The organism is Corallococcus sp. BB11-1 (assembly GCF_026626625.1).
Classification (GTDB): Bacteria; Myxococcota; Myxococcia; order Myxococcales; family Myxococcaceae; genus Corallococcus; species Corallococcus soli.
In genome coordinates, this window is sequence record NZ_JAPNJY010000035.1 from 458,325 (window position 1) to 480,833 (window position 22,509).

The window sequence follows — 22,509 nt, forward strand, 5'->3', positions numbered from 1 at the left end:
GATACCTGCCGCCCCGGAGTCCCTCCCCTTCCGTGCCCTCCTCGCGCGGGCGGGTGGTGGTCATCGCGCCCACGCGCGCCGCGTGCGAAACCATCGAGCTGGCGACCGGCCTGCGCCTCAAGACATACCTGGAGGAGCACCACGGGGAGCGGCTGCGGGCGCTGGCCCGGAGCGGCCAGGGGTTCGGCATCGTGGCGGGGACGGGGACGGGCAAGACGCTGGCCATCCGCACCATCGCGGAGGAGATCCTCGGCCGGGGCAACCTGACGGTGGCCGTGGTCAACCGCGAGCGCGAGGCCACGGCGGAGACGTCCCTGTGCGACGTGCTCATCGTCACCACCGGCATCGCGCGCCGGTGGTTCCAGGACGGCGCCATCCGGCGCGACGACACGCTCATCGTTGATGAAATCCACCAGACGTCCGCGGAGCTGGAGCTGTGCCTGGCCCTGGGAAAGCGCGTGGGCTGCCGCTTCGTGTGGCTGTCCGCCACGGTGGATCCGGCCTTCTACGCCAGCTACCTGGGCAGCGCGGACGTGCTGCGGGTGACGACGTTCGACCCCGCGAAGGCGGCCCGGGTCATCGTGGAGCACCGGCAGTCGCGCGCGTTCCTGGACGAGGCGTTCTTCCGGGACGTCCGCCGGGAGTCGCGCGGGGTGGGCGTCTTCCTGGCCACGCGCGCGGCGGTGGAGGAGACGGCCACCAGCGTGCGCGACCGCTACCCGGACCTGCACGCCGCCCACTACCACGGCGGTGAGCCGCTGCGCGCCATCCGCCCCTTCCTGGAGGGCACCACGCCCCGCCCGTTCCTGCTGGCGATGACGGCGGCCGGCCAGAGCGCCCTCAACGTGCCGGGGCTCGACACGGTGGTCATCGAGGACGTGCGCTTCACGACGCGCGTGGAGGGTGGGCGCAACGTGCTGGTGCGCGTGCACCTGGGCAACAACGAGCTGTTGCAGATGGCGGGGCGCGTGCACGGGCGCGTGGAGGGCGGGCGCGTCTTCATCCTGAGCGACCGGCCCGTCCACTTCGCCTCGCTGCGGCCCACCGAACCGGAGTTCCAGCTTGCGGGAGAGCCGGAGCGGGTGGCGCTCACCGCCGCCGCGCTGGGGGTGTGGGCGGACGAGCTGGAGCTGCCGGTGCCCCTGGACCGCGTGGCCTACCGCCGCGCGCTGACGCGGTTGCAGGCGCGCCACATCGTGGACGGGCAGGGGCGGCTGACGGACTACGGCCGCGCGGTGGAGGCGCTGCCCGTGGACCGTCCGTGGGCGGAGCTCATCGTCAACGCGGACGACGCGCTGATCCCCTTCCTGGCCGTGTGCAGCAGCATTGATTCGCTGCACCGCATGACGCGCGAGGAGCGCAACCTGGAGGAGGTGCTCGTCCCCGGCAGCGACCACCTCACCGCCTACAACCTCTACGCGGAGGCCTTCCGCGCGGCGGGCGCGATGGGCGAGGCGCACGGGCTGCCGCGCCACGTCTTCAATGCGGAGCGGCTCACGGCCTGGGCGGACTCGCGCGGCGTCCTGGTGAAGGCGATTGAAGACGCGGCGCTCGCGCTCTCCAGCGTGTACCGCAGCGTGGGCCTGCCGCTGCCCGGGCAGATGCCCTTCGCGAACGCGCGCATCCACCAGCGCTTCTGCGACCTGCTCGCGCGCTACATGCCCTTCGACCTGGTCATCGACGAGCGCACCGCCTGGGGCGACTCCGCGCGGGTGTCCAAGTCCAGCGTGTGCGGCAACCTGGGCGCGGTGGCGGGCGTGCTGCGCTACTTCGCGGACCGCTCCGGCAACTCCCAGGCCGGCATCGACGGCACCCAGCTCCCCCTGGCGCTCTTGCGCAAGTACGCCCAGCGCCGCGCGGCCACGCCCGTGTATGACCCGCGCGCCCGAGCGCTCGTGTTCGAGCAGCAGCTGGACTACTTCGGCTTCGAGCTGATGCACGAGGAGGAGGTGCTGCGCTCCTGGGGCCCGGAGCTGTCGGGGCTGGCCCGTCACGCGCTCGCGGAGGCCCTGGCCCGGGGGGAGGCCTCACACCCGGCGGTGGACAGCCACCGCGTCGCCATCGCCCAGGCCCGCGAGCTGTGGCGCCGCTCGGGGGGACGGACGCCGAGGCTGGGGCTGCCGGAGCTCACCGCGCACTACGAGGCCCAGCTGGACGGCGTGGACTCCATGGAGGACTTCCGCGACCGCATGCTGTTCTTCAACCTGGACCGGTTCGCCTCCCCTGAGATCCGGCAGGCGCTCCTGGCGCTGCCGGACTCGGTGTCCGTGCGCGAACAGGACGTCCCGCTGGAGTACGACGTGGAGACGGACGCGGACGGGGCACCGCGAGGCACGGTGTGGCTGCACCTGCCGGAGAAGCTCGCGCGCACGCTGGTGGAGGAGGAGCTGCCCGTGCTGGACCGTCCTGCCCGCTTCTGCGTGGCGCGAGGGCGGCGCGGGATGGTGCGCGCGGAGTCGCTCCTGGAGCTGCAGGAGATGTTGGACCGGCCGTGGATGCCGGACGAGCTGGCCGAAGAGGGCCGGGTGCGGCCCACGCCCGGACGGCGGGCCTGGCCGGAGGAGTCCGGGGCCGCGCAGGGGAAGCGGAAGGGCCCCGGCAGGCGCAGGCGCCGGTACTGAGCCCTGGCGTCGCGTCCGGGGCTGGGGACACGCTCGCCGGGCCCACCCGTGAAGGTGGACCCGGCGGCGGAGCGACGACGCTTCAGCAGGGGCCGCGGTGACTACCGGGCGTCGCGCTCGGACACGGTGAGGCAGGGCTCCATCTTCTCCGGGGCGACGAGGAACAGCTCCTCGCGGCCCAGGTCCTGGGTGAAGCCCTGGCCGGCGAAGCCAATCTGGCCACCGCCGTCGTACGCGAGCGCCAGCCAGTCGTGCTGCGACGCGGGGAAGACGTTGTTGACGGTGCCGTTGCGGTTGAAGTCCCGGGCATAGGACGCGGCCTGGATGCTCCCGTTGGCATTGAAGTCCAGGTTCACGCTCGCGTTGCCAACGACCTGGACGTTGTTGAAGCGAAGCCCGCTGATGAGGGCGAGGTCCGCTTCGGTGGTCGGGGCGACGGGCGCGAAGGCGGAGACCTCGTTGACGGTCGCCTCGTTGAAGGAGGCCACCCGCACGCGCGAATAGTCGAGCACGTTGTTCAGGCCGCCAATGCCAAAGCCATGGAACTGGTACTCGTAGTTCATGATGCTCAGGTAGTTGGGCTTGTAATTGCTGTCATCGTTGCCGCCGTGCCGCAGGCCGATGTTGTGCCCCAGCTCGTGCATGAGGGTGCCGGCCTGTTGCAGCTCCGTGCCACCGCCGATGAAGCCCAGCGTCACCACGAAGTCATGCGCGGGGATGCCGCGGGAGATGCCGCTGGAGTTGCCGCCGGCGTACCGGTTCGCGAACAGCATGTAGTGGAAGTAGGGCGCGCGGAGCGCGGCGAAGTACTTGCCCTTGATGACGTCGAAGTCCGTCCAGATGGGGCTCAGGTCCATGTCCGCGTCCGCCGCGGCGATCTGCTGGTCCACCACGATGTGCAGCGTGATGCCCGTGGAGCCATCCGGGTTCGACACCGGCGCGTTGGCGAAGGCCGTGATGACGCGGTTCAACATCGCCTGGGTCGGCTGGAGGCCCGGGTAGTAGTCCGCCTCGATGAAGATGTCCTTCCTGCGCGCGTTCGCGCCGAGCGCCGTCAGGTCCAGGCCGCCGCCGAAGCCGAACGACTCCGCGTAGTCGTTGAGCCGGTCCCCGTCCGTGTCGGGGTTGTTGGGGTTGGTGTTCAACAGCAACTCCACCAGGTCGCAGACGGCGTCACCGTCCGTGTCCAGCGCGCCCAGGCAGGCGGGGATGGGGAGTGGGATGGCCGCCGCCACCTCCATGCCCTGCTGGGTGCTGGCCAGCTCCGTCTCCGGGAGCTCCGCGCCACCACACCCGTTCAACCCAAGGAGCGCGACGGAGGCGGTCAGCAGCGTTCTGTGCAGCTTGGACATGGGGTTCCCTTTGTGTGCAAAGGATTGGCTCCGCGCCAACCTCCCCCTTCCTTGTCGGTGTCGGGATTTATTGGCTATTCTATTTTTACATATTATGCGCGAATCAGGAGGGCTTTGCTCTTGGAGGGGCTCCTGTTCAATCCCATGGCGGCCCCGGGGTGGCTGGATTGACAAGGTGGGGTTGGACGGTTACCTAAGAAGCATCATGAGGCCCGTCACCATCCATGCCCTGCCGACCCAGAGCGCCTTCGCGCCGGCGGCGGACGTGCGCCTCGCCCCCCGTCACGAGGTTCTGCTCGATATTTGAGCAGGCGGACCGGTGTATTCCGGTGCGCGGGGTGGCTGGTCCCCGTGTGCCGTGAGTCCCGTCTCCGCCCGATGACTCCCGTGGTGCCTTCGTGTGTCCTCACGCGTTCCTGAGCGGGCCTGACGTGCCCCTCCGGAGTGTCACGCGTGCGTGCGCCTGAAGGACCGCGCCGCTTCATTCCTCTCATCCCACCAGCGCCTCAATCCCATACACCCCGCGGGCCTCGCTGCCCGACGGGCTCAGGAGACCTCCATGTCCCGCACCACGCGCATCGAGCGGTATCGCAACATCGGCATCATGGCCCACATCGACGCGGGCAAGACGACGCTCACCGAGCGCGTCCTCTTCTTCACCGGGCGCATCCACGCCATGGGCGAGGTGCACTCCGGCTCCACGGAGATGGACTGGATGCCGGAGGAGAAGAAGCGCGGCATCACCATCACCTCCGCGGCCACCACGGCCTTCTGGGAGCCCCGACATGGGCGTGCCGCGGGCGCGCTCCACCGCATCAACATCATCGACACGCCGGGCCACGTGGACTTCACCATCGAGGTGGAGCGGTCGCTGCGCGTGCTCGACGGCGCGGTGGCGGTGCTCGACGCGAGCCAGGGCGTGGAGCCCCAGTCGGAGGCGGTGTGGCGGCAGGCGGACCGCTACGGCGTGCCGCGCATCGTGTTCATCAACAAGATGGACAAGGTGGGCGCGGACTTCGCCATGAGCGTGAAGTCCCTGGAGGAGAAGCTGGGCGCGAATCCGGTGGCCGTGCAGTGGCCCCTGGGCGACGGCGCGGACTTCCACGGCCTCGTGGACCTGGTGCGCATGCGGGCCATCCGCTTCGACGGCGAGGACGGTGGTTTCAGTGACGACGCTCCCGTGTCGGGGGCGCTCTTGGAAGAGGTGCTGCCCCTGCGCCTGCGGCTCATTGAAGCGTGCGCGGACGTGGACGCCACGGTGCTGGAGAAGTTCGTGGAAGGGCGGTTGGAGGACCTCACCGTGGAGGACCTGGAGCGCGCGCTGCGCTCGGGCACCCTCGCGCGGACCCTGGTGCCGGTGCTGTGCGGGTCGGCCTTCAAGAAGAAGGGAGTGCAGATGCTGCTGGACGCCGTCGTCAACTACCTGCCCGCGCCGTCGGACCTCACCTCCGTGGAGGGCTGTGTGCCGGGCACCGATGAGAAGGTGTCCCGTCCCGTGTCCGACGCGGCGCCCCCCGCCGCCCTGGCGTTCAAGCTGATGAGCGACAAGTCCGTGGGCGGCATCGTGTTCCTGCGCGTGTACTCCGGCACGCTGCGCGCCGGTACCGTGCTGCTCAACCCCGCCACCGGCCGCAAGGAGCGGGTGGGCCGCCTGATGTTCATGCACGCCAACCGCCGCGAGGAGGTGGCGGAGGTGCACGCGGGCGACCTCTGCGCGGCGCTCGGCCTCAAGGGCGTGCGCACGGGCGACACGCTGTGCGACCCGGACGCGCCCGTGGTGTTGGAGTCGCTGGGGGTGATGGAGCCCGTGGTGCAGCTCGCCGTGGAGGCGCGCTCGCCCGGGGAGCTGCCGAAGCTGGAGGAGGGACTGCAGAGGCTGGCGGCGGAGGATCCGTCGCTGCGCGTGGGCGTGGATCCGGAGAGCGGCCAGGTGCTGCTGTCCGGCATGGGTGAGCTGCACCTGGAGGTCATCGTGGAGCGGTTGAGGACGGAGTTCGGCGTGGAGGCGCGCGTGGGACAGCCCAAGGTGGCCTACCGCGACACGCTCGGGCGCACGGTGCGCCAGGAGTACCGCCACGTCCGCCAGTCCGGCGGGCCCGGACAGTACGCGCGCGTGGTGCTGGACGTGGGGCCGGCGCCGCGAGGGGCGGGGCTCGTCTTCGTGGACGCCACGAAGGGCGGCACCATCCCACGGGAGCTGATCCCCGCCATCGAGAAGGGCGTGGCCGGGGCCATGGCGCGAGGCCTGCGCGATGGGGTGCCCCTGGTGGACGTGGAGGTGCGGCTGGTGGACGGCGACACGCACGTGAAGGACTCCACGCCGCAGGCGTTCGCCGTCGCGGGCTCGATGGCGCTCCAGGAGGCCGCGCGGCGGGCGGGGCTCGTGGGGTTGGAGCCGGTGATGGAGGTGGAGGTCACCACGCCCGAGGCGTTCCTGGGCGACGTGCTGGGGGACCTGTCCGCGCGGCGGGGCAGGGTGCTGGGCATGGAGGCGAAGGGCCCGGCGCGGAGCGTCTCCGCGCGAGTGCCCATGGCGCGCCTCTTCGGCTACGTGACGTCGCTGCGGGGCCGCACGCAGGGCCGCGCCCAGGCCAGCATGCGCCTGGGGGCGTACGAGCCGGTGCCCGAAGCGCTCCAGGCGTCCGTGTCCGAAGCGCGGGCGTGAGGTGAGGTCAGCGGCCCCGGGATCCGATGTCAGGGTCCCGGGGCCGCTTGCTTTCGTCAGGCCTGGCGGAGGCCCGTCAAGCGCTGGAGCACGGGCCGCGCGTGCGCGAGGTGCCCTGGGGATGGAGGACTTCGACGCGGGGCGGACGGAGCGGTCATCGCGGGCTTGCACCGGCGGACAGAGGTGATTGAGTCCTTCGCGTGACAGCTTCCAACACACAGGCTGCGGTCCACGCGGTCTGGAGAATCGAGTCCGCCCGGCTCATCGCCGGCCTTGCACGCATGGTGCGCGACGTGGGGCAGGCGGAGGAGCTGGCGCAGGACGCGCTCGTCGCCGCGCTGGAGAAGTGGCCGGTGTCGGGCGTGCCGGACAACCCCGGCGCCTGGCTCATGGCCACCGCGAAGCGCCGCGCCATCGACGAGATGCGCCGGCACAAGCTCCTGGCGCGCAAGCACGAGGAGCTGGGACACGGCCTGGAGGAGGCGGAGGTCCCGGACCTGGACGCGGCGCTCGACGATGACGTGGGGGACGACCTCCTGCGCCTGGTCTTCACCTCCTGTCACCCGGTGCTGTCGCCGGAGGCGCGGGTGGCGCTCACGCTGCGGCTGCTGGGCGGACTGACGACGGAGGAGATCGCCCGCGCGTTCCTCGTCCCGGAGCCGACGGTGGCCCAGCGCATCGTGCGCGCGAAGCGGACCCTGGCGGAGAAGCGCGTCCCCTTCGAGGTGCCCCGGGGCGAGGAGCTGGCCGCGCGGCTGTCCTCCGTGCTGGAGGTCATCTACCTCGTCTTCAACGAGGGCTATTCGGCCACGGCCGGGGATGACTGGATGCGCCCGGAGCTGTGCGCGGACGCGCTGCGCCTGGGCCGCATCCTGGCGGAGCTGGTGCCGCGAGAGCCGGAGGTGCACGGGCTGGTGGCGCTGATGGAGATCCAGGCGTCCCGGTCCCGGGCGCGCGTGGGGCCGTCGGGCGAGCCCGTGCTGCTGCTGGAGCAGAACCGCGCGCTGTGGGATCAGCTCCTCATCCGCCGGGGCCTCACGGCGCTGGAGCGCGCGCAGAAGCTGGAGGGCATGCAGGGCCCGTACTGCGTGCAGGCGGCCATCGCCGCCTGTCATGCCCGGGCGCGCACGGCGGAGGAGACGGACTGGCGCCGCATCGCGGAGCTCTACGCCCTGCTCGCGCGGCTGGTGCCGTCGCCCGTGGTGGAGCTGAACCGCGCGGTCGCGCTGGGGATGGCGTTCGGTCCCGCCGCGGGGCTCGAACTCGTGGACCCGCTCACCGCCGAACCCTCGCTCAAGCACTACCACCTGCTGCCGAGCGTGCGCGGCGACCTGCTCCAGAAGCTGGGGCGCCTGAAGGAGGCCCGGGCGGAGTTCGAGCGCGCGGCCTCGCTCACGCGCAACGCCCGCGAACAGGCGCTGCTGCTGGCGCGCGCCGAAGCCTGCACCCGGCTCCTCCCGTCGTAGCGCCGGGGGCCGGCCCCAGCGCTACCGGTGGTGGCACATGAAGATCATGGGCTGATCGAAGCCCTTCACCTGGTAGTTGAAGTTGTGGCCGTCCTTCGGCGCCCAGGCGTGGGACACCTCGGGCTGCTGCTGGATCCACTCCACCGTGGCGGCGACGTTGGCGCAGGGGTCCGGGCGCTCCTTCTGGATCCGGGCGGTGAAGGCCCGCAGCTTCTCGTTGCCCTCCACCCAGTCCCGCTCCTCCTTCGCCTTCTGCTCCGCGGTGAGGATGTCCACGGACTCCACGGGGGTGAGTCGCGTGCTGCCGTCGGCGAACTTCAGCTCGGCGGCCAGCCGCACGGTGCGCGCGGTCTTCGTGTCGAGCGCCACCTCCGTCTTCACCTCCTTCGCTTCCTTCGCCTCCCCGGTCACCGGCGCCGTGGCGAAGCGGCGGGTCACCTTCCCCTTGTCATCCACCTCCACCACCGTGACGAAGGTGGCCTGGGGGATGAGCGAGGCCAGCCGCGCCTCCAGCGGCACCACGGCCTGCGCGCCCACCAGGAAGTCGTTCTCACCCATGTTGAGCAGCAGCCTGGACACGCGCCACCCCGCGATCGGCTGATCGCACGTCAGCGCCAGCTTCAGCGGCAGCGTCTTGCGCAGGACGGGGTCGTTCACGCAGGACACCTCCGCGATCACGGACGCCGTGAGCTCCGTGAGTCCCTTCGCGCAGCCCTGGGTGACGTCCCGGATGGACCACAGCGGCAGGTCCAGGGTGAACTGCTGGGCGGCGCGGCGTGAGCCGGGCTCGGGCCGCAGCGTCTGGGGACGGCCGGCGCCCCCGCGCACCACGAGCTTCTCCAGGCGCTCGGGACAGTTGGACTTGAGGACGAACCGGGGATGGACCCACTTCCCCGTGAAGCCGCCTTCGTCCACGACCTGGAGCTGGCCCTGCGTCACCCAGGCGGTGTTGTCCTGCTGGATGTCGACGGTGGGCGCCTGCACGGGACCGGGCTCCCCTCGCTCGACCCTCGACAGCAGCGTCGTGTAGCGCAACTGCTGATGCACCGTGAGCAGCCGCACCTGCTCCGGGGGCAGGGGGATGACGGGGAACTCCACCCGGGGCGGCTTGTCGGTGCGCTGGAGGGTGAACATGGCGTTCTTCTGGAGCGTGCCCACGACGATGATGAGCGGCTCCTCCCAGGTGGGCGTGAGCGAGGTCCGCAGGTCCGCCTCGTTCATGTTCGTGAGGGGCCCGTGGCTGCCGGGGCGCAGCGGGCTGACGAGGTTCTGGATCTGCATCCCGGGCTTCAGGCCCTCGCGAGCCGCCGGGCCTCCCGGCACGACCTGGGTGATGACCACCTCCTCGCCGTTGGAGCGGACGGAGAACCCGACGGGCTCCACGGCGACGGTGAAGGGCGCGGCGGCCAGCAGCCACGTCGTGGTGAACAGCGAGGTGGCGGCGCTCAGCAGGAGGAGGGCGGCGGGCATCCTCCCAGCATACCCGCCGCCGTGCCGTCACGCGCTCAGGGGCGCGGCGACAACTGGATGTTGTCCAGGTTGGTGTCCCAGCCGTTGGACGTGGAGATGGTGAAGACCGTGCAGGGCTGCTGCCAGTTCGTCACCACGTGGGTCACCTGTCCCGCCGTCAGGGGGAAGGTGAGGGTGGGCAGGTCCAGACAGGTGAGGGTGAGCGTCGCGCCCGTGTCCCAGGTGAAGGCGTCCATGCCGAGCACGCGCCGCTGGCCGAACACCGACAGCCGTCCCTGGGTGAGGCCGCCGCCGTTGAAGGAGACGCTCTTCGTGCCGAAGCCGCCCCACGGCGAGGCGATGTACCAGTCGTTCTGGCTGAAGTGCATGGGGCCGTGCAGGCCGGTGAGGACCTCATCCTGCCCGGGGAACGTGTCGAAGGTGATGAGGTTGGTGGACGGGCCCACGGGGATGCCCAGGCTGTGGGTGTTGTTGCCGGGGGCGGAGTCCGGCTGCGCCGCCGTGACGGTGGCCACGCTCTGGAACGTGCCGGAGGCCGTGGGGAAGGCCGTCACCGGGAACGTGGCGCTCGCGCCCGGCGCCAGGCTGGTCAGCGTGCACCGCAGGTCGCTGAAGAACGAGCAGCCGCCGTTGCCCGCTGGCGTCGCGCTGTAGAAGAAGTAGTTGAGGCCGGCGGGGATGGGGACGTCCAGCGTGAGGTCGGTGGCCGTCGTCGTGCCGTGGTTCGTCACGGTGATGTCGTAGAACAGCATGTCGCCGTTGGCGCCCGCGCCCGCCGGGAAGGACTGCTGCACGGACAGGTCCACGGACGTCTGCGGCGGGGACTGGGCGGGGATGAAGGTGACGTCCACCCAGTAGTTGGTGTCGCGCCACACCTCCGTGGGGAAGCCGCTGCCGTTGAGGTGACGCACGCCGTTGCCGCCGGACGCGAGGGTGGACGGCGCGTGCAGGGGCGGCATGTCCACGCCCGCGGTGGTGAAGTAGTAGGGCGTGATGAGGTAGTTGCCCGCGGTCGCGAAGTACGACACGACATAGGGCGTGTTCGCCGCCAGGCTCACCGGCGTGGTGAACGTCAGCTCGCGCCAGCCGAAGCCGCTCTCCGCGGGCGCCTGCTCGGTGGTGGCCAGCAGCGTGCCGGTGGCGCTCCACAGGTGGCCCACGTGCGGCCCGTTGTCGATGCTGCTCTTGTAGTAGCGCACCTTCGTCACCGTGCCCGCCACGTCCGACTGGAACTTCACACCCACCTCGGTGGGGGTGGTGTCGGCGTTGATGGCCCAGGGGGTACCCGTCGTGGCGTTCCACAGGCTGCACGGGTTGCAGGCGCTGTTCACCAGCGTGGTGGCGGTGACGGTGGCGGACGCGGGGCCCACGTTGCCGGCGGCGTCACGGCCGCGCACCGTGTACGAATACGTGGTGGCGGGCGTCAGGCCGGCGTCGCGGTAGCGCAGGGTGGTGCCGGGCAGCTCCGCGATGAGCTGGCTGCCCCGGTACACCAGGTGCGCGCGCGCGTTGCCCTGCATCTCGCCATTGCCGTCCACGGAGGCGTACCAGGTCAGGTCGATGGCGGTGGGCGAGTTGGGCGCCGCCGTGACGTTGGTGGGCGCGCGCGGGGGCGTGGTGTCGTTGGGCTGGAAGGCCACGTCCACCCAGTAGTTGCTGGCCTGGTAGCTGTCGGTCGGAAAGCCGCTGGCGCCGTAGCGATAGAGGCCGTTGCGCGCGCCCGTCACGTCCGCCGCCGCGTGCAGGGGCGGCGCGGCCAGCGCGGTCGCGAAGCCGCTGTTCGTCACCGCGTAGTGCCCCGCGGGCGCGTGGTACGAGACGACGTAGTTCGTGTCCGCCGTGATGTTGACCGGCGTGGCGAAGCGCGCCTCCTGCCAGCCGGAGGCCATCTCATCCTGGAACGTCGCGGTGGCCAGCAGCGTCCCGGACGCGGACCACAGGCTGCCGGTGTGCGTGCCCGTGTTGCCCGCGCCCTTGTAGAAGCGCACGCCCATGATGCGCCCGGCCGCGTCGCTGCGAAACCGCATGCCCAGCTCCACCGCGGCGCTGTCGTTCGCGGCGGACTCGGCCGGCAGCGCGGAGGCGCCGAACAGCGTTCGCTCTCCGGCCAGCAGCGGCTGCGCGCCCTGCGTGGCCTCCGGTGTCGCCGGCTGCGCGGGCTCCGAGGGACCACAGCCCGCGAGCGCCCAGGTGACACCCACCGCGAAGGTCGCGGCCCAGCGTGATGCACGTCGAAACATTGTTGGACTCCGTTGATGTGAAGCTCGGGATGAAGACAGACGGTGGTTCGCACACTGTCTGTTCCGGAGTCGAGCCTCGCACTCGAGGGTGACGTGTTCATGTTTCAAGCCCCCGGAGGATTGCGGTGGCGCGGCATGGGCATCCGCTGGGGGCATACTTCGTCCGCTGGGGGCGGCATCCCCGGGCGCGGGCCGGGCCCCGGGCAGGAGCTTCCACTGCCTGACACCTGCCCGTGCACCAGCGGGCTCCAGGGGTTGTGGGCCGGGGGCCCGTGCCTAGCTTGCCGGCGTCCATGACGAACGAAATGCACCCTGCGGCGGCGCGTCCCACGCGCGTGGCACACGTGATGTACGGCCTGGAGATGGGGGGCCTGGAGCAATTGGTCGTCCGCCTGTCCGAGCACGGCCGCTCCCGGGGCATCGAGTCCGTGGTGCTGGCCCTGGGGCCGGACGGTCCGGTGCGCGAGCTGCTCCAGCGCGCCAACGTCCCCACGGTGTGGCTGGGCGGCCTGGCGGGCATGACGCCCACGGCCATCCGCCGGCTGGCGCAGGAAGTGGACGCCTTTGGCGCGGACGTGGTGCACGGCCATGACGTGGGCCCCTGGCTCAACGCGGTCGCCACCCGGACGTTGCGTCCGCGCACGCCCGTGCTGGGCACCTTCCATCAGACGGTGGAGCCGCAGGGCAAGCTGCGTCCCGCGGCGATGGCCGCCGCCGTCTTCACCCAGTCGCTGGTGGCGTGCGGCAGTGAGGTGCGCGCCAGCCTGGAGCGCTGGAGCCCGAAGCTGCTCTCGCGCGTGGTCACCATCGAGAACGGCGTGCCGCTCACCGTGGCCACGGGCGGGGAGGCCCGCAGGGACGCGCGCGAGCGCCTGGGGCTTCCGCAGGACGCCACCGTGGTGGGCTACCTGGGGCGCCTCTCCGAGGAGAAGGGCCCGGACCTGCTGGTGGACGCCTTCCTGCGCCACTTCGCGAAGGAGGAGGACACGCACCTGGTGATGATTGGCCCCGGCCCGATGGAGGCCTCGCTGCGCGCCAGGGCCGCCGCGTCGCCGCTCGCCGGACGGGTGCACTTCACGGGCGCCCTGCTGGAGGCGAGCAAGCTGCTCCCCGCCTTCGACGTCTACGTGCAGCCTTCCCGCCGGGAGGGCCGCTCGCTGTCGCTGCTGGAGGCGATGGCGGTGGGGCTCCCCACGGTGTCGCACACCATTCCGGCCATCCGCGAGGTGCACCGCGATGGCCAGACGGCGCTCCTGGTTCCTTCCGGTGACGTGGACGCGCTCGCGGGCGCGGTGAAGCGGCTGGCCCACGACGCGCAACTGCGTGCGCGCCTGGGCGAGGCCGCGAAGGTGGAGGCCCAGCGCTATTCGCTCTCCACCATGGTGGATGCGTACGCGAAGCTCTACCGGGGGGCCGCCGCGCACGCCCAGGCGTGAGCGCGGTGGGGGCTCCGGTGCCGCACGCCACCATCCTCCATGTGCGCAGCACGTGCGGCCTGTATGGCGCGGAGCGCGCATTGCTGTCGCTCGCGGGGGCGACGCTGGCGCCCTGGCGGGCGCAGGTGTGCAGCCTGGTGTCACCGGGACGGGCGGATGTCCTTTCGGGCGCCGCGCGCGAGCAGGGACTGGACGCGCTGACGCTGGAGGTCCCGGGCCGCTTCAGCGCGATGGCCGTGGCCACGCTCGCCTCGGAGGTCCGCCGTCGCGGCGTGGGTGTGCTGCACGCGCATGACTACAAGTCGCTGACCCTGGCCGCCGCGGCGAGCACGCTCGCGGGCGTGCCGCTGGTGGCCACGTACCATGGGGATACGGGCGCCACGCCCGCGCTGGTCGCCTACGAGGGGCTGGCGCGCGTGCTGGGCAACTGCACCCGCGCGGTGGCGGCGGTGTCGCGGGAGTTGGCCACGCGCCTGCGCCGGTACGTGCACCGCTCGCCGGTGGTCTACATCCCCAACGCACTGCCGCTCGCGAAGGCCTGTACGCCCCAGGAGCGACTGGGCGCGCGCGAGGCGCTGGGCCTGGCGCCCGACGTCTCCGTGATTGCCCTGGTGGGGCGCCTGTCGGTGGAGAAGGGGCCCCAGGTGCTCTTCGAGGCCCTGCGGACGCTGGCGCGGACCCCGGGCGCCACGGTGCCCACGCTGCTGCTCGTGGGAGACGGCCCCCTGCGGGAGTCGCTGGAGGCCCAGGCGCGGGGGCTGCCGGTGCACTTCCTGGGGTTCCGTTCGGACGTGCGGGACGTGTACGCGGCGGCGGACGCGGTGGTGATGCCGTCGCTGCGCGAGGGCATGCCGCTGGTCGCGCTGGAGGCGATGGCGGCGGGACGGCCGCTGATCGCCTCCGGTGTCGGGGAGCTGCCCCACGTCCTGGGCACGGGGCGCGGGCTGGTGGTGCCTCCCGGTGACGCGGGCACGCTGGCGTCCGCGCTCGCGGGGCTGCTGGCGGCGCCCGGCTGGCGCGAGCGGATGGCGGAGGCCGCGCGCGAGTACGTGGTGGCCCACCATGCGCCGGAGCGGATGGCGGAGCGCTACGTCGAAGCGCTCTACCTCCCGGCGCTGGAGTCACCCGCGTCACACGCGGCGGTCGGGTAGGCCCGCTCGCGGGTCCGCCGCGGAGGCCCCTAAGCCTCCGAAGCGGTGGCTCCCGGGAGCGTGAAGGCGAAGGTGCTGCCCTTTCCCGGCTCGCTCTCCGCCCAGATCTTCCCCCCGTGGGCTTCCACGATGCCCCGGGAGATGTAGAGCCCGAGCCCCAGGCCCCGCCGGTCTTCGCTGCGGGCCTGCCAGAACCGCTCGAAGACGTGCTCCAGCTTCTGGCTCGCGATTCCGGCGCCGGTGTCCGTCACGGAGAAGCGGACGTCCTGGCCCACCGGCTCCACCCGAAGCGAGATCCTTCCCCCCGCCTCGGTGAACTTGATGGCATTGGACAACAGGTTCGCGAGCACCTGGAGGACGCGCTCATGGTCGAACTTCGCCATCACCGTGTTGCCGCGGAGCTCCGCTTCGAGCACGAGGCCCTGGGCGGAGGCCAGGGGCTGGAACGATTCGAGGGACTCGCGCACGAGCGCGGTCGCGTCCTGCAGCGCGGGCGTCAGCCGGATCCTGCCCGCCTCGATGCTGGCCACGTCCACCAGGTCTCCGATCAACCGGTTCATCCGCGCGGTGAAGCGCTGGATCTTCTCGGCGGCCTGGACCGTCCCGCGGCCCACGTCGTCGTCGGCGGCATGCCGCTTGAGCAGGGCCGACTGCAGGGCGATGCCCCCGAGGAGCGTGCGCAGGTCGTGGCTGACCATGCCCATGAACTCGTCCCGCGTCGCCAGCCCTTCATCGGAGTGCGTCCGCTCCACCAGCAGCCGCGAGTTGGTTTCCGCCCGCTCCAGGTGGAGCAGGGCGGACAGGGCGCGCATCCGATCCTCGCGTTCGTCGCGCAGCTCCGCGTCCGCGGTCGCACGCTCTCCCCGCAAGGCTGCGTCCTCGTGGGCCCGCTCCCGGCTCACGGCCCCCTGTTCCGTCGGGGTGCCACGCTTCGCCAACCGCGCATCCGCGTTGTCGCGGGCCGCGCGGAGGGCCTCATCCGCCCGGTCCCGCGCCTTGTCGATGGCGGCATCCGACCCCTCTTCAATGGCGGCCTGCCGACGGGCGTATTCGCTGTCTGACTTCTCCCGCTCCACACGGAGGCCTTCATCCGTGTGGTCCCGCTGGGGGTGTGTCTTGGGATCCTTGTTCGCCATGGAGCAGCCTCTTCCGAATCGCCTCCTCGGGGAAGGACGGTCCTCCGGAAACAGCCCGCCTGGAGGTTCCTCGACATTTCGCGGAGCCTCGCGCATGGGGCCAGGCTCATGGAGCGTCCGGTCCAACTGTTCCGCCTTGGCCGACTTGAACTGGCACAGTGCGGTTTCCACGGCATGAAGGCAGGCCAGTCAGGGGAGACGCGCATGGATGTCACGAACCCGCCCGAGGACGCGCAGACGAAGCTCTGGAATGGCACCGCGGGACGCGCATGGGTCGACGTGCAGGAGGTGCTCGATGCGATGTTCAAGCCGTTCGAGGACCTGCTCGTCGAAGCGGCCTCCGCCGGAGCGGGCGGTCGGGTGCTCGACGTCGGCTGCGGCACGGGCAGCACCCTGCTCGCCGTCGCGCGGCGGCTGGGGGCGGAGGGCCGCTGCGTCGGCATCGACATCTCCGAGCCGATGCTCGCCGCCGCCCGGGCCCAGGCCGAGCGGGAGGGCACGCCGGCAAGCTTCATCCGCGCCAACGCGCAGCTCCACGCGTTCGAGCCCGCGAGCTTCGACCTGATCATCTCGCGCTTTGGCGTGATGTTCTTCGAAGACCCCGTCCGGGCCTTCGCGAACCTGCGGCGTGCCGCGAGGCCCGACGCCAGGCTCCAGTTCATCGCCTGGCGGAGCGCCGCGGAGAATCCGTTCATGACGACCGCCGAGCGCGCCGCGGCCCCGCTCCTGCCGAACCTGCCCGTCCGCCGGCCGGATGGGCCGGGGCAGTTCGCCTTCGCGGACCTGGGCCGGGTCTGCTCCATCCTGGAGGACAGCGGCTGGACGGCGGTCGACGTCCGGCCACTCGACGTCACCTGCACCCTGCCGGAGAAGGAGCTGGTCCGTTACGTGACCCGGCTCGGTCCCGTGGGCCTGCTCCTTCAAGAGGCGGATGCGCGGACCCGCGCGCAGGTCCTCGAAGCGGTCCGCGCCGCCTTTGAACCCCATGTACACGGAGCCGAGGTCCGCTTTACCGCCGCCTGCTGGAGGGTCAGCGCCCGGGCGCCGGCGGAGTGACCGCGGGTGTGGCCCGGTCGATTGTCGTGAAGAAATAGGTCGTATGACCTATAAATGCCCGGTGGGCCACGGAAGAAGCCGTGGCCGAACGTGGGAGTCGTCATGACGTCCGAGGGGCATGTCGTGCTGGTGGGAGGCTATGGGGTGGTGGGGGCCCAACTGGCCTGGCTGCTCCGGGAGCGTCATCCGGAGCTGCCGTTGCTCATCGCCGGGCGCAGGGAGGAGCCGGCCCGGGAGCTGGCCGCGCGACTGGGGAACGCGGAGGGCGTCGCGCTGGACGTCCGCTCCCCCGGTGCGTTGGCGGCGCTGGGCGGGAAGCCCCGGGCGGTGCTGTCGCTGGTCAACGACCCGGACGACGCCCTGCTGATGGCGGCGTCGCGTGACGGGGTGCCCGTGCTGGACATCACGCGGTGGACGTCGCGGATGATGGCCACGGTGCTGCGGCTGTCGGGGGCGCCGCCGCGCGCGCCGATGCTGCTGGGCTCCGCGTGGATGGCGGGGCTGGTGCCGCGCCTCGTGGCCCTGGCCGCGCGCAGGGTGGGGCGCCTGGAGCGCGTGGAGGTGGCCATCCGCTTCGCGCTCGCGGATCAGGCCGGTCCGGACTCCCTGGAGTACATGGACCGGCTGGGTCTGTCCTTCGAGGTGACGGAGGACGGCCGCGAGCGTCAGGTGCTGCCGCTGACGGACAGCCGGCGGGTGACGTTCTCCGACGGCCGGGCCACCCGGGTCTTCCGGCTGGACACGCCCGAACAGGCGACGCTGCCCCGGGTGCTGGGGGCGCGCACGGTGGCGACGCGGCTGGGGTTCGACTCGGGCTCCGCGACCTGGACGCTCGCGGTGCTCCAGCGGCTCGGCATCCTGCGGCTGCTCCAGCACCCCCGCTGGACGGGGCTGCGCCGGACGCTGCTCACCGGGAGCAACACGGGCGGTGAGGCCGCCTGGGTGGCGGACGTGGAGGGCGAGCGGGGCCAGGTCCGCATCGAGGTGGTGGATCCCAAGGGACAGGCCCACCTCACCGCAGTGGGGGCCCTGCTGGGCGCCGAGCGGCTCCTGGGACTGGATGGCGCGCCGCCGCCGCCCGCGGGCGTGTGGTTCCCGGAGCACGAGCCCCGCCCCGAGCAGACGCTGGCCGCGCTGCGCGCCTGCGGCGTCGAGGTCCGCATCGACGAGTCCCTGGCACGCGAGGTGGCGTGATGCCCCGCCGCGCGAGCAAGAAGGTCGCCGGGAGCCTGCCTTCGGCGAATCCCCGGGAGGGGACGGCGGTGCACGCGAAGGGCACCGAGCGGGTGGGGAGCATCCTCGACGCCGCCATGGACGTCCTGGTCCAGGACGGCGCCGCGGGGCTCAGCCTGCGGGGCGTGGCCCAGCGCGCGGGCGTGAGCCTGGGCAACCTCCAGTACTACTTCCCCACGAAGCAGGACGTGGTGCGCGCGCTGCTGGCGCGCTACCTGGAGCAGGCCCTGCAGCGGGTCCACGCGAGGGTGGAGGGGGGCGGCAGCGAACCGGCGCAGCGGCTGCGGCATGCCGTGGACGCCGTCCTGGAGGATCAGGACTCCCCCCACGCCTGCCAGTTCTTCGCGGAGCTGTGGGCGCTGGCCGCGAGGGACGCGATGGTGGCGGCCGCGCTGGCGGTCTTCTACGCCGGCTACCGGGCCGCGGTCGTGGAGCTGCTGCGGGAGCTGCTCCCCGACCTCACGCCAGCGCGCAGGGAGCGGCGCGCGGCGCTGCTGGTCGCGTTCTTCGAAGGGCTGTCCCTCTTCCGAGGCGGCGGCAGTCTGCGCGCCGCCTCGGTGCCGGGACTGGAGCAGGAAGTGCGCGACCTGCTGGCGCAGGTGCTGCTTCCCGCCGTGGACGCTAGAGCCTGACGGTGTTGCAGTACGGCTGGCCGTTCGGCTGCGTGAAGCAGGTCTGGCCGGACTCACAGGTCCGAGTGGGGCTGCACTTGGGGCGACAGAGCCCTTCACTCGGATTGCTGGTGAGCCAGGCGCAGGTGTTCGTGGTGCCGCGGCAATAGCCCGTGTCGACTTCGCAGGCGAGCCCCTGCTGCGTGCTCCCGAAGGACTCATCCGCTTCGACGGCATCCGGCCCGCAAGCCGTGAGCCCAACGGTGCACAGGACCATGAAACACAGAGAACGCAACATGCGGACCTCCAGGGGGTGGTGAGGAGTCCTGGAGATTACCGATTTCAGCGCAGCGACGCGACGAGCTCGTCGAGCTGATCCATGGTCTCCCGCAGGCCGTGCTCCATGCCAGAGGCGAGGGCTCCCTCGAGTGCCTCCTTCGACGGATACACCTCATGCGACACGAGGTGCGTCTTGCCGTCGCGCTCCTCGAAGGTGATCGTCACCAGCACGGCCGCGTCGGGGAACATGTCGAAGATCTGCGTGTAGGCGAGCCGCGTGTGCGGGGTGACTTCGGAGTAGGTGCCGTAGAAGGTGGTGTCCCTGCCGTCGTGCCGCGTCTGGTAGCGGTAGGCCCCACCCACGCGGACGTCCGCCTGGATGTCCACGACCTCCACACAGGACCTGGGCGCCCACCAGCGCCTCACGAACTCCGGCCGGGTCCACGCGTCGAACACGATGCGCGGCGGTGCCCGGAACGTGCGGGAGATGAGGACCTCCCGGTCGGACTTCACCTCCAGGACGGTGGCGCTCCGGGGCGACTCACTTCTTGCTTCGGCCATGGGACTTCTCCTCTTGCTGGAGCTCCTCGATGAGCTCGTCCATTGCCTCGAAGCGCTCATCCCAGAGCTGGTGATAGCGCTCGAGCCATTCGTGAAGTTGACGCAGGGGTTGGGCGCGCAGCTCATAGAGGCGCTGCTGGGCCCGGGGCTGCACGTCGACGAGCCCCGCCTCCTTCAAGACGCGCAGGTGCTTCGACACCTGTGGCTGGTTGAGGCTCAGCCGCTCGCCAATGTCATTCACCGCGCGCGGGCCAGCCCGCAACAGCTCCACGATGCGGAAACGGTGGGGATCCGCGAGCGCGGCGAACGTCTCGATCATGTCCCATACATTCCACACGGGGTATATTCCCGTCAAGGAATATATGGGGCCGGCGCGCGGGTCCCGGGCGCTGAACGCTGTCATCCGCGCCGGGTCTGGCTTTGCGCGTCCGCGCCGGGGCCTACGCTGGCTGGAGGAAGCGGCCGTCCACCAGGTGGTCGATGACCTCGCGAGCCGAGTGCGGATCCAGCTTCGCCTTGGTGCCCAGCTGGGCCACCCCGGTGGCGACGGTCGTGGGGCGCTCGAAGGCGGCCAGGGCCGCCAGGAGGATGGCGCCGTCCTGGCCTTGCGCGAGCGTGGGATCCGAGAACTTGCGGGGGCTGACGGACGGGGCGCAGCTCAGGGTGATGCCATCCACCGAGCGCAGGACGGTGACGGGCTCCTGCGCCACCTTGGTGGGAGCCCGGTGGGCCCCCAGCCAGTCCCCGAGCGTGAACTGCTTCTTCGACGGGGCGGTGTTGACGAGCCGGGTGCGGCCCTGGATGTCGAGCCGCTTCCGGGCGTCCCGGTGTTCCCACGCCAGGGCATCCACGCGGTCGGAGGTGCGCTGCACCGCGGCTTCGAGCGCGGCGTCCTTGAAGCGGATCATCGGCACGGACACGTCGCCGGGCTCGCGTTGCTCGAAGTAGTCGACGAACTCCGTGAACGTGCGCGCTTCGCTCACCATGCCGAACCGGGCGGGGTGTTCCGTGACGAGGGCCCCGGGCTGGGCCTCCAGGCGCTGGTAGCCCACCACGCAGTCCAGGCTGATGACCTTCTGCACGAGGCGCAGCTCTTCGGCGAGGGTGGCCTCGCTCGCGAAGGGCAGGCCTCCGATGCCGGAGATTTCAACCTCCAGGTTCGGGTGGCGGCGGGAGGCCTCGATGACGTCGAGCAGCTCGCGGTCCTTCGCGCACGGCTTGAGCAGCCCGCGCCCCATCTGCTCCAGGCGCTGCTGTTCGGAGAAGCAGCCGATGTCGAGCACCATGTAGATGCGCTTGAAGGTCCGGGCCAGCGCCTCGACGAGTTCGATCCGGGGCACGCCCCACAGGAAGTACGTGCAGCAGTGGCGGGAGAGGTCCACGCCCGCCCAGGTGCTGTCCAGGAACTCCGCGGAGCTGCCGGCGAAGTCGTAGCGCATCTGCCAGGTCCGGCTGGCGATCTCCTGGTGGTCCCGGCGCACGCTCTCCTCGGAGCGCAGGAACGGCTTCGCGCGTCCGAAGGCCGCCTTCTGGTTGCCGCGGGCGCCGCCGCAGTAGAGGCAGTTCTCGCCGCACCCCTTGCCGGGCGCGACCCAGCCCGAGAAGGAGTTCAAGTCCATCTGGCTGAGGAAGAGCTCGTTGAAGTGCGAGTAGTAGACGTCCTCGGTGTTGGTGGCGCCCTGCACGTAGGCCAGCGGCAGCCTGCGGGGGCTGCCGTCGGCGTTGCGGGTGACGCAGTTGGGTGGGGTGGGGTCGCCCTGGCAGATGGCCAGCAGGGGCTTCTCGCCGTCGCCCAGCACGATGTGGTCGAAGCAGTCGAAGGCGTTCAGCTCCCGCCACCAGTAGGAGGCGGAGTTGCCCCCCACGACGATGCGGATTGCCGGGTCGATGGCGCGCAGGGTCCGCGCGATGAGCAGGGCGCGGTCCACGTGGTGGAACCACTTGAGGCTGATGCCGACCAGCTTGGGGCGCACGCGGGTGACGAGCGCTTCAAAGGAGCGGACGACCTCGGCTTCGGTCTCATCGCCGTCGTACAGCCGCACGAAGGCTTCGATGCCGCCGCGTCGCAGGTAGCTCGCCAGGTAGAGGATGCCGCACGTGGCTTCGCCCGTTCCGGCACCGACGAGGAGCACTGGCGAGAGGTCACGACCACCACGCATGAGACGAGCACCGACCTTTCCGAGTCTTGAGTCAGCGTAGACGATCCAAGGGGGCCGGCGTGGAATGGTTGGCGCCCGGCGCGCAGGCCCCCAGGCGGCCAGAAGGCCGCCCGGCACACCTTCAGACGCCTGACTGAATGCGAGAGCGCGAGGGCATCAGGGGCCCTGGACCAACCTGCGACGTGCGTTCCAGCCCGGCCTGTCTGGGGCACGAGTTCCCGGGTATTCTCGGGCCCCTTCGCCGTCCCACCTGGGAGCGCTTCGATGAACCACGGTAGCCGCGCCGTTGTCCTGTCATTGGGCCTGTTCCTCGCGCTGGCGGCCCCGGTGGCCCGGGCGGATGGCCTCTCCGTCATTCCCTACGGCGACAACTGCTGGGGCACCGGCACGGACGCGGATCGGGATGGGCTCAATGACGACTGCGAATACCAGCTCGCGAAGTGGTTCATGCCGCTGTTCTGGTTCGACAGCGGTGAGAGCGGCGCCGCGCGCCGGCCGTACTTCGCCGTCAAGAGCGAGTCCTTCGCCTCCCGCACCGTGCGCATCTTCTACATGAACACCTTCTACGAGGACACCGGCGTCACCACCGGCCACGACGGCGACCCCGAGTTCCAGATCTTCGAGGTGCACGCCTCCGGAGGACGCTGGTACCTCGACTGGGCCTACCTGTCCGCGCACCGCAAGAGCGTGTGCGACTCGTCGGCCTGGTACGCGTTCGATCAGCTCGAGTACGACCTGGGCGACGCGCGCAATGGCTACCGCGGATGGCCCGTCCTCTACATGGCCGAGGACAAGCACGCGGCCTACAACAACCTGTCCACGTGCGACAGCGGGTGCTTCTCCCAGGACTTCTGCAGCCGCACCACGTCCCAGTACCTCGACACCACGGCGAACAAGCTCGCCTCGCGCAACGTGGGCTCCACGGTGGTGCAGCTCATCAACCAGGTCGTCCTCAACGGGAAGACGGAGCGCCTGCTCGATGACGTGGACTTCAAGGGCTGGGATGACCAGTGGTACCGGCCCAACTCCCAGGGCTACCGCCGCCACCTCAACGACTTCGGCTTCTGACCCCC

Annotated in this window: 17 protein-coding genes; 9 read left to right on the plus strand and 8 right to left on the minus strand. The window is 71.1% G+C overall.

Going from position 1 to position 22,509, the window contains the following annotated elements; all coding sequences use genetic code 11:
* Positions 1–32 precede the first annotated feature (32 nt).
* Positions 33–2,621, plus strand: coding sequence for a DEAD/DEAH box helicase (locus OV207_RS31180; protein ID WP_267558651.1), 2,589 nt, complete (start codon positions 33–35; stop codon positions 2,619–2,621).
* Between the two features lie 101 nt (positions 2,622–2,722).
* On the opposite strand, the gene OV207_RS31185 is transcribed toward OV207_RS31180, so the two are convergent.
* The gene (locus OV207_RS31185; RefSeq protein WP_193430426.1) at positions 2,723–3,973 is read right to left on the minus strand and encodes a hypothetical protein; all 1,251 of its coding nucleotides are present in this window, start codon (positions 3,971–3,973) and stop codon (positions 2,723–2,725) included.
* A 559-nt stretch (positions 3,974–4,532) separates the two neighbouring features.
* Between OV207_RS31185 and fusA the strand changes: the two genes are divergently transcribed.
* Positions 4,533–6,638, plus strand: coding sequence for an elongation factor G (fusA, locus tag OV207_RS31190; RefSeq protein WP_267558652.1), 2,106 nt, complete (start codon positions 4,533–4,535; stop codon positions 6,636–6,638).
* A gap of 200 nt (positions 6,639–6,838) precedes the next feature.
* Positions 6,839–8,104 (plus strand): RNA polymerase sigma factor, encoded by a 1,266-nt coding sequence (locus tag OV207_RS31195; RefSeq protein ID WP_267558653.1) that lies wholly within the window; start codon positions 6,839–6,841, stop codon positions 8,102–8,104.
* 21 nt (positions 8,105–8,125) lie between these two features.
* Here OV207_RS31195 and OV207_RS31200 read toward each other — a convergent pair whose 3' ends face one another.
* On the minus strand, positions 8,126–9,574 hold the full coding sequence (locus tag OV207_RS31200) for a PDZ domain-containing protein (RefSeq protein WP_267558654.1): 1,449 nt from the start codon (positions 9,572–9,574) through the stop codon (positions 8,126–8,128).
* Between the two features lie 35 nt (positions 9,575–9,609).
* Complete coding sequence (locus OV207_RS31205; RefSeq protein WP_267558655.1) at positions 9,610–11,814, minus strand: DUF4082 domain-containing protein; 2,205 nt, start codon at positions 11,812–11,814, stop codon at positions 9,610–9,612.
* Positions 11,815–12,107: 293 nt separating this feature from the next.
* Here OV207_RS31205 and OV207_RS31210 point away from each other — a divergent pair, with 293 nt between their 5' ends.
* Together OV207_RS31210 and OV207_RS31215 are read left to right on the plus strand one after the other, a co-directional pair.
* Complete coding sequence (locus OV207_RS31210) at positions 12,108–13,250, plus strand: glycosyltransferase (protein ID WP_267558656.1); 1,143 nt, start codon at positions 12,108–12,110, stop codon at positions 13,248–13,250.
* 17 nt (positions 13,251–13,267) lie between these two features.
* Positions 13,268–14,401, plus strand: a complete 1,134-nt coding sequence (locus OV207_RS31215) for a glycosyltransferase family 4 protein (RefSeq protein ID WP_267558657.1) — start codon at positions 13,268–13,270, stop codon at positions 14,399–14,401.
* Between the two features lie 29 nt (positions 14,402–14,430).
* Here OV207_RS31215 and OV207_RS31220 read toward each other — a convergent pair whose 3' ends face one another.
* On the minus strand, positions 14,431–15,537 hold the full coding sequence (locus OV207_RS31220; protein WP_267558658.1) for a sensor histidine kinase: 1,107 nt from the start codon (positions 15,535–15,537) through the stop codon (positions 14,431–14,433).
* Positions 15,538–15,741: 204 nt separating this feature from the next.
* Here OV207_RS31220 and OV207_RS31225 point away from each other — a divergent pair, with 204 nt between their 5' ends.
* The 3 genes from OV207_RS31225 (at position 15,742) to OV207_RS31235 (ending at position 18,458) form a co-directional block, all read left to right on the plus strand.
* The gene (locus tag OV207_RS31225) at positions 15,742–16,593 is read left to right on the plus strand and encodes a class I SAM-dependent methyltransferase (RefSeq protein ID WP_267558659.1); all 852 of its coding nucleotides are present in this window, start codon (positions 15,742–15,744) and stop codon (positions 16,591–16,593) included.
* A gap of 102 nt (positions 16,594–16,695) precedes the next feature.
* Positions 16,696–17,787, plus strand: coding sequence for a saccharopine dehydrogenase family protein (locus tag OV207_RS31230; protein ID WP_267558660.1), 1,092 nt, complete (start codon positions 16,696–16,698; stop codon positions 17,785–17,787).
* Positions 17,787–18,458 (plus strand): TetR/AcrR family transcriptional regulator, encoded by a 672-nt coding sequence (locus OV207_RS31235; RefSeq protein ID WP_267558661.1) that lies wholly within the window; start codon positions 17,787–17,789, stop codon positions 18,456–18,458. Before OV207_RS31230 ends, OV207_RS31235 begins: the two co-directional genes overlap by 1 nt.
* Here OV207_RS31235 and OV207_RS31240 read toward each other — a convergent pair.
* From OV207_RS31240 to OV207_RS31255, 4 genes are all read right to left on the minus strand, one after another.
* Entirely contained in the window at positions 18,448–18,735 is a 288-nt protein-coding gene (locus OV207_RS31240) for a hypothetical protein (protein WP_193430437.1), read from the minus strand. The two genes, OV207_RS31235 and OV207_RS31240, sit on opposite strands and share 11 nt — an antisense overlap.
* Positions 18,736–18,779: 44 nt before the next feature.
* A complete protein-coding gene (locus tag OV207_RS31245) occupies positions 18,780–19,277 on the minus strand; it encodes an SRPBCC family protein (RefSeq protein WP_267558662.1) in 498 nt (165 codons plus the stop codon).
* Positions 19,258–19,596: an ArsR/SmtB family transcription factor gene (locus OV207_RS31250; RefSeq protein ID WP_193430439.1), complete on the minus strand. Its 339-nt coding sequence runs from the start codon at positions 19,594–19,596 to the stop codon at positions 19,258–19,260. The genes OV207_RS31245 and OV207_RS31250 overlap by 20 nt, the downstream gene beginning before the upstream one ends.
* Before the next feature lie 121 nt (positions 19,597–19,717).
* Entirely contained in the window at positions 19,718–21,436 is a 1,719-nt protein-coding gene (locus OV207_RS31255; RefSeq protein WP_267558663.1) for a B12-binding domain-containing radical SAM protein, read from the minus strand.
* A gap of 264 nt (positions 21,437–21,700) precedes the next feature.
* Here OV207_RS31255 and OV207_RS31260 point away from each other — a divergent pair, with 264 nt between their 5' ends.
* Positions 21,701–22,504, plus strand: coding sequence for a hypothetical protein (locus OV207_RS31260; protein ID WP_193430441.1), 804 nt, complete (start codon positions 21,701–21,703; stop codon positions 22,502–22,504).
* Positions 22,505–22,509: the final 5 nt, after the last annotated feature.

Bases quoted from the DNA above. Each gene is read 5' to 3' on its own strand.
- OV207_RS31220 (WP_267558658.1), bottom strand. From the start codon at position 15,537: ATGGCGAACAAGGATCCCAAGACACACCCCCAGCGGGACCACACGGAT.
- OV207_RS31205 (WP_267558655.1), bottom strand. From the start codon at position 11,814: ATGTTTCGACGTGCATCACGCTGGGCCGCGACCTTCGCGGTGGGTGTC.
- OV207_RS31185 (WP_193430426.1), bottom strand. From the start codon at position 3,973: ATGTCCAAGCTGCACAGAACGCTGCTGACCGCCTCCGTCGCGCTCCTT.
- OV207_RS31230 (WP_267558660.1), top strand. From the start codon at position 16,696: ATGACGTCCGAGGGGCATGTCGTGCTGGTGGGAGGCTATGGGGTGGTG.
- OV207_RS31225 (WP_267558659.1), top strand. From the start codon at position 15,742: ATGGATGTCACGAACCCGCCCGAGGACGCGCAGACGAAGCTCTGGAAT.
- OV207_RS31240 (WP_193430437.1), bottom strand. From the start codon at position 18,735: ATGTTGCGTTCTCTGTGTTTCATGGTCCTGTGCACCGTTGGGCTCACG.
- OV207_RS31200 (WP_267558654.1), bottom strand. From the start codon at position 9,574: ATGCCCGCCGCCCTCCTCCTGCTGAGCGCCGCCACCTCGCTGTTCACC.
- OV207_RS31255 (WP_267558663.1), bottom strand. From the start codon at position 21,436: ATGCGTGGTGGTCGTGACCTCTCGCCAGTGCTCCTCGTCGGTGCCGGA.
- OV207_RS31260 (WP_193430441.1), top strand. From the start codon at position 21,701: ATGAACCACGGTAGCCGCGCCGTTGTCCTGTCATTGGGCCTGTTCCTC.
- OV207_RS31250 (WP_193430439.1), bottom strand. From the start codon at position 19,596: ATGATCGAGACGTTCGCCGCGCTCGCGGATCCCCACCGTTTCCGCATC.
- fusA (WP_267558652.1), top strand. From the start codon at position 4,533: ATGTCCCGCACCACGCGCATCGAGCGGTATCGCAACATCGGCATCATG.
- OV207_RS31210 (WP_267558656.1), top strand. From the start codon at position 12,108: ATGACGAACGAAATGCACCCTGCGGCGGCGCGTCCCACGCGCGTGGCA.
- OV207_RS31235 (WP_267558661.1), top strand. From the start codon at position 17,787: ATGCCCCGCCGCGCGAGCAAGAAGGTCGCCGGGAGCCTGCCTTCGGCG.
- OV207_RS31245 (WP_267558662.1), bottom strand. From the start codon at position 19,277: ATGGCCGAAGCAAGAAGTGAGTCGCCCCGGAGCGCCACCGTCCTGGAG.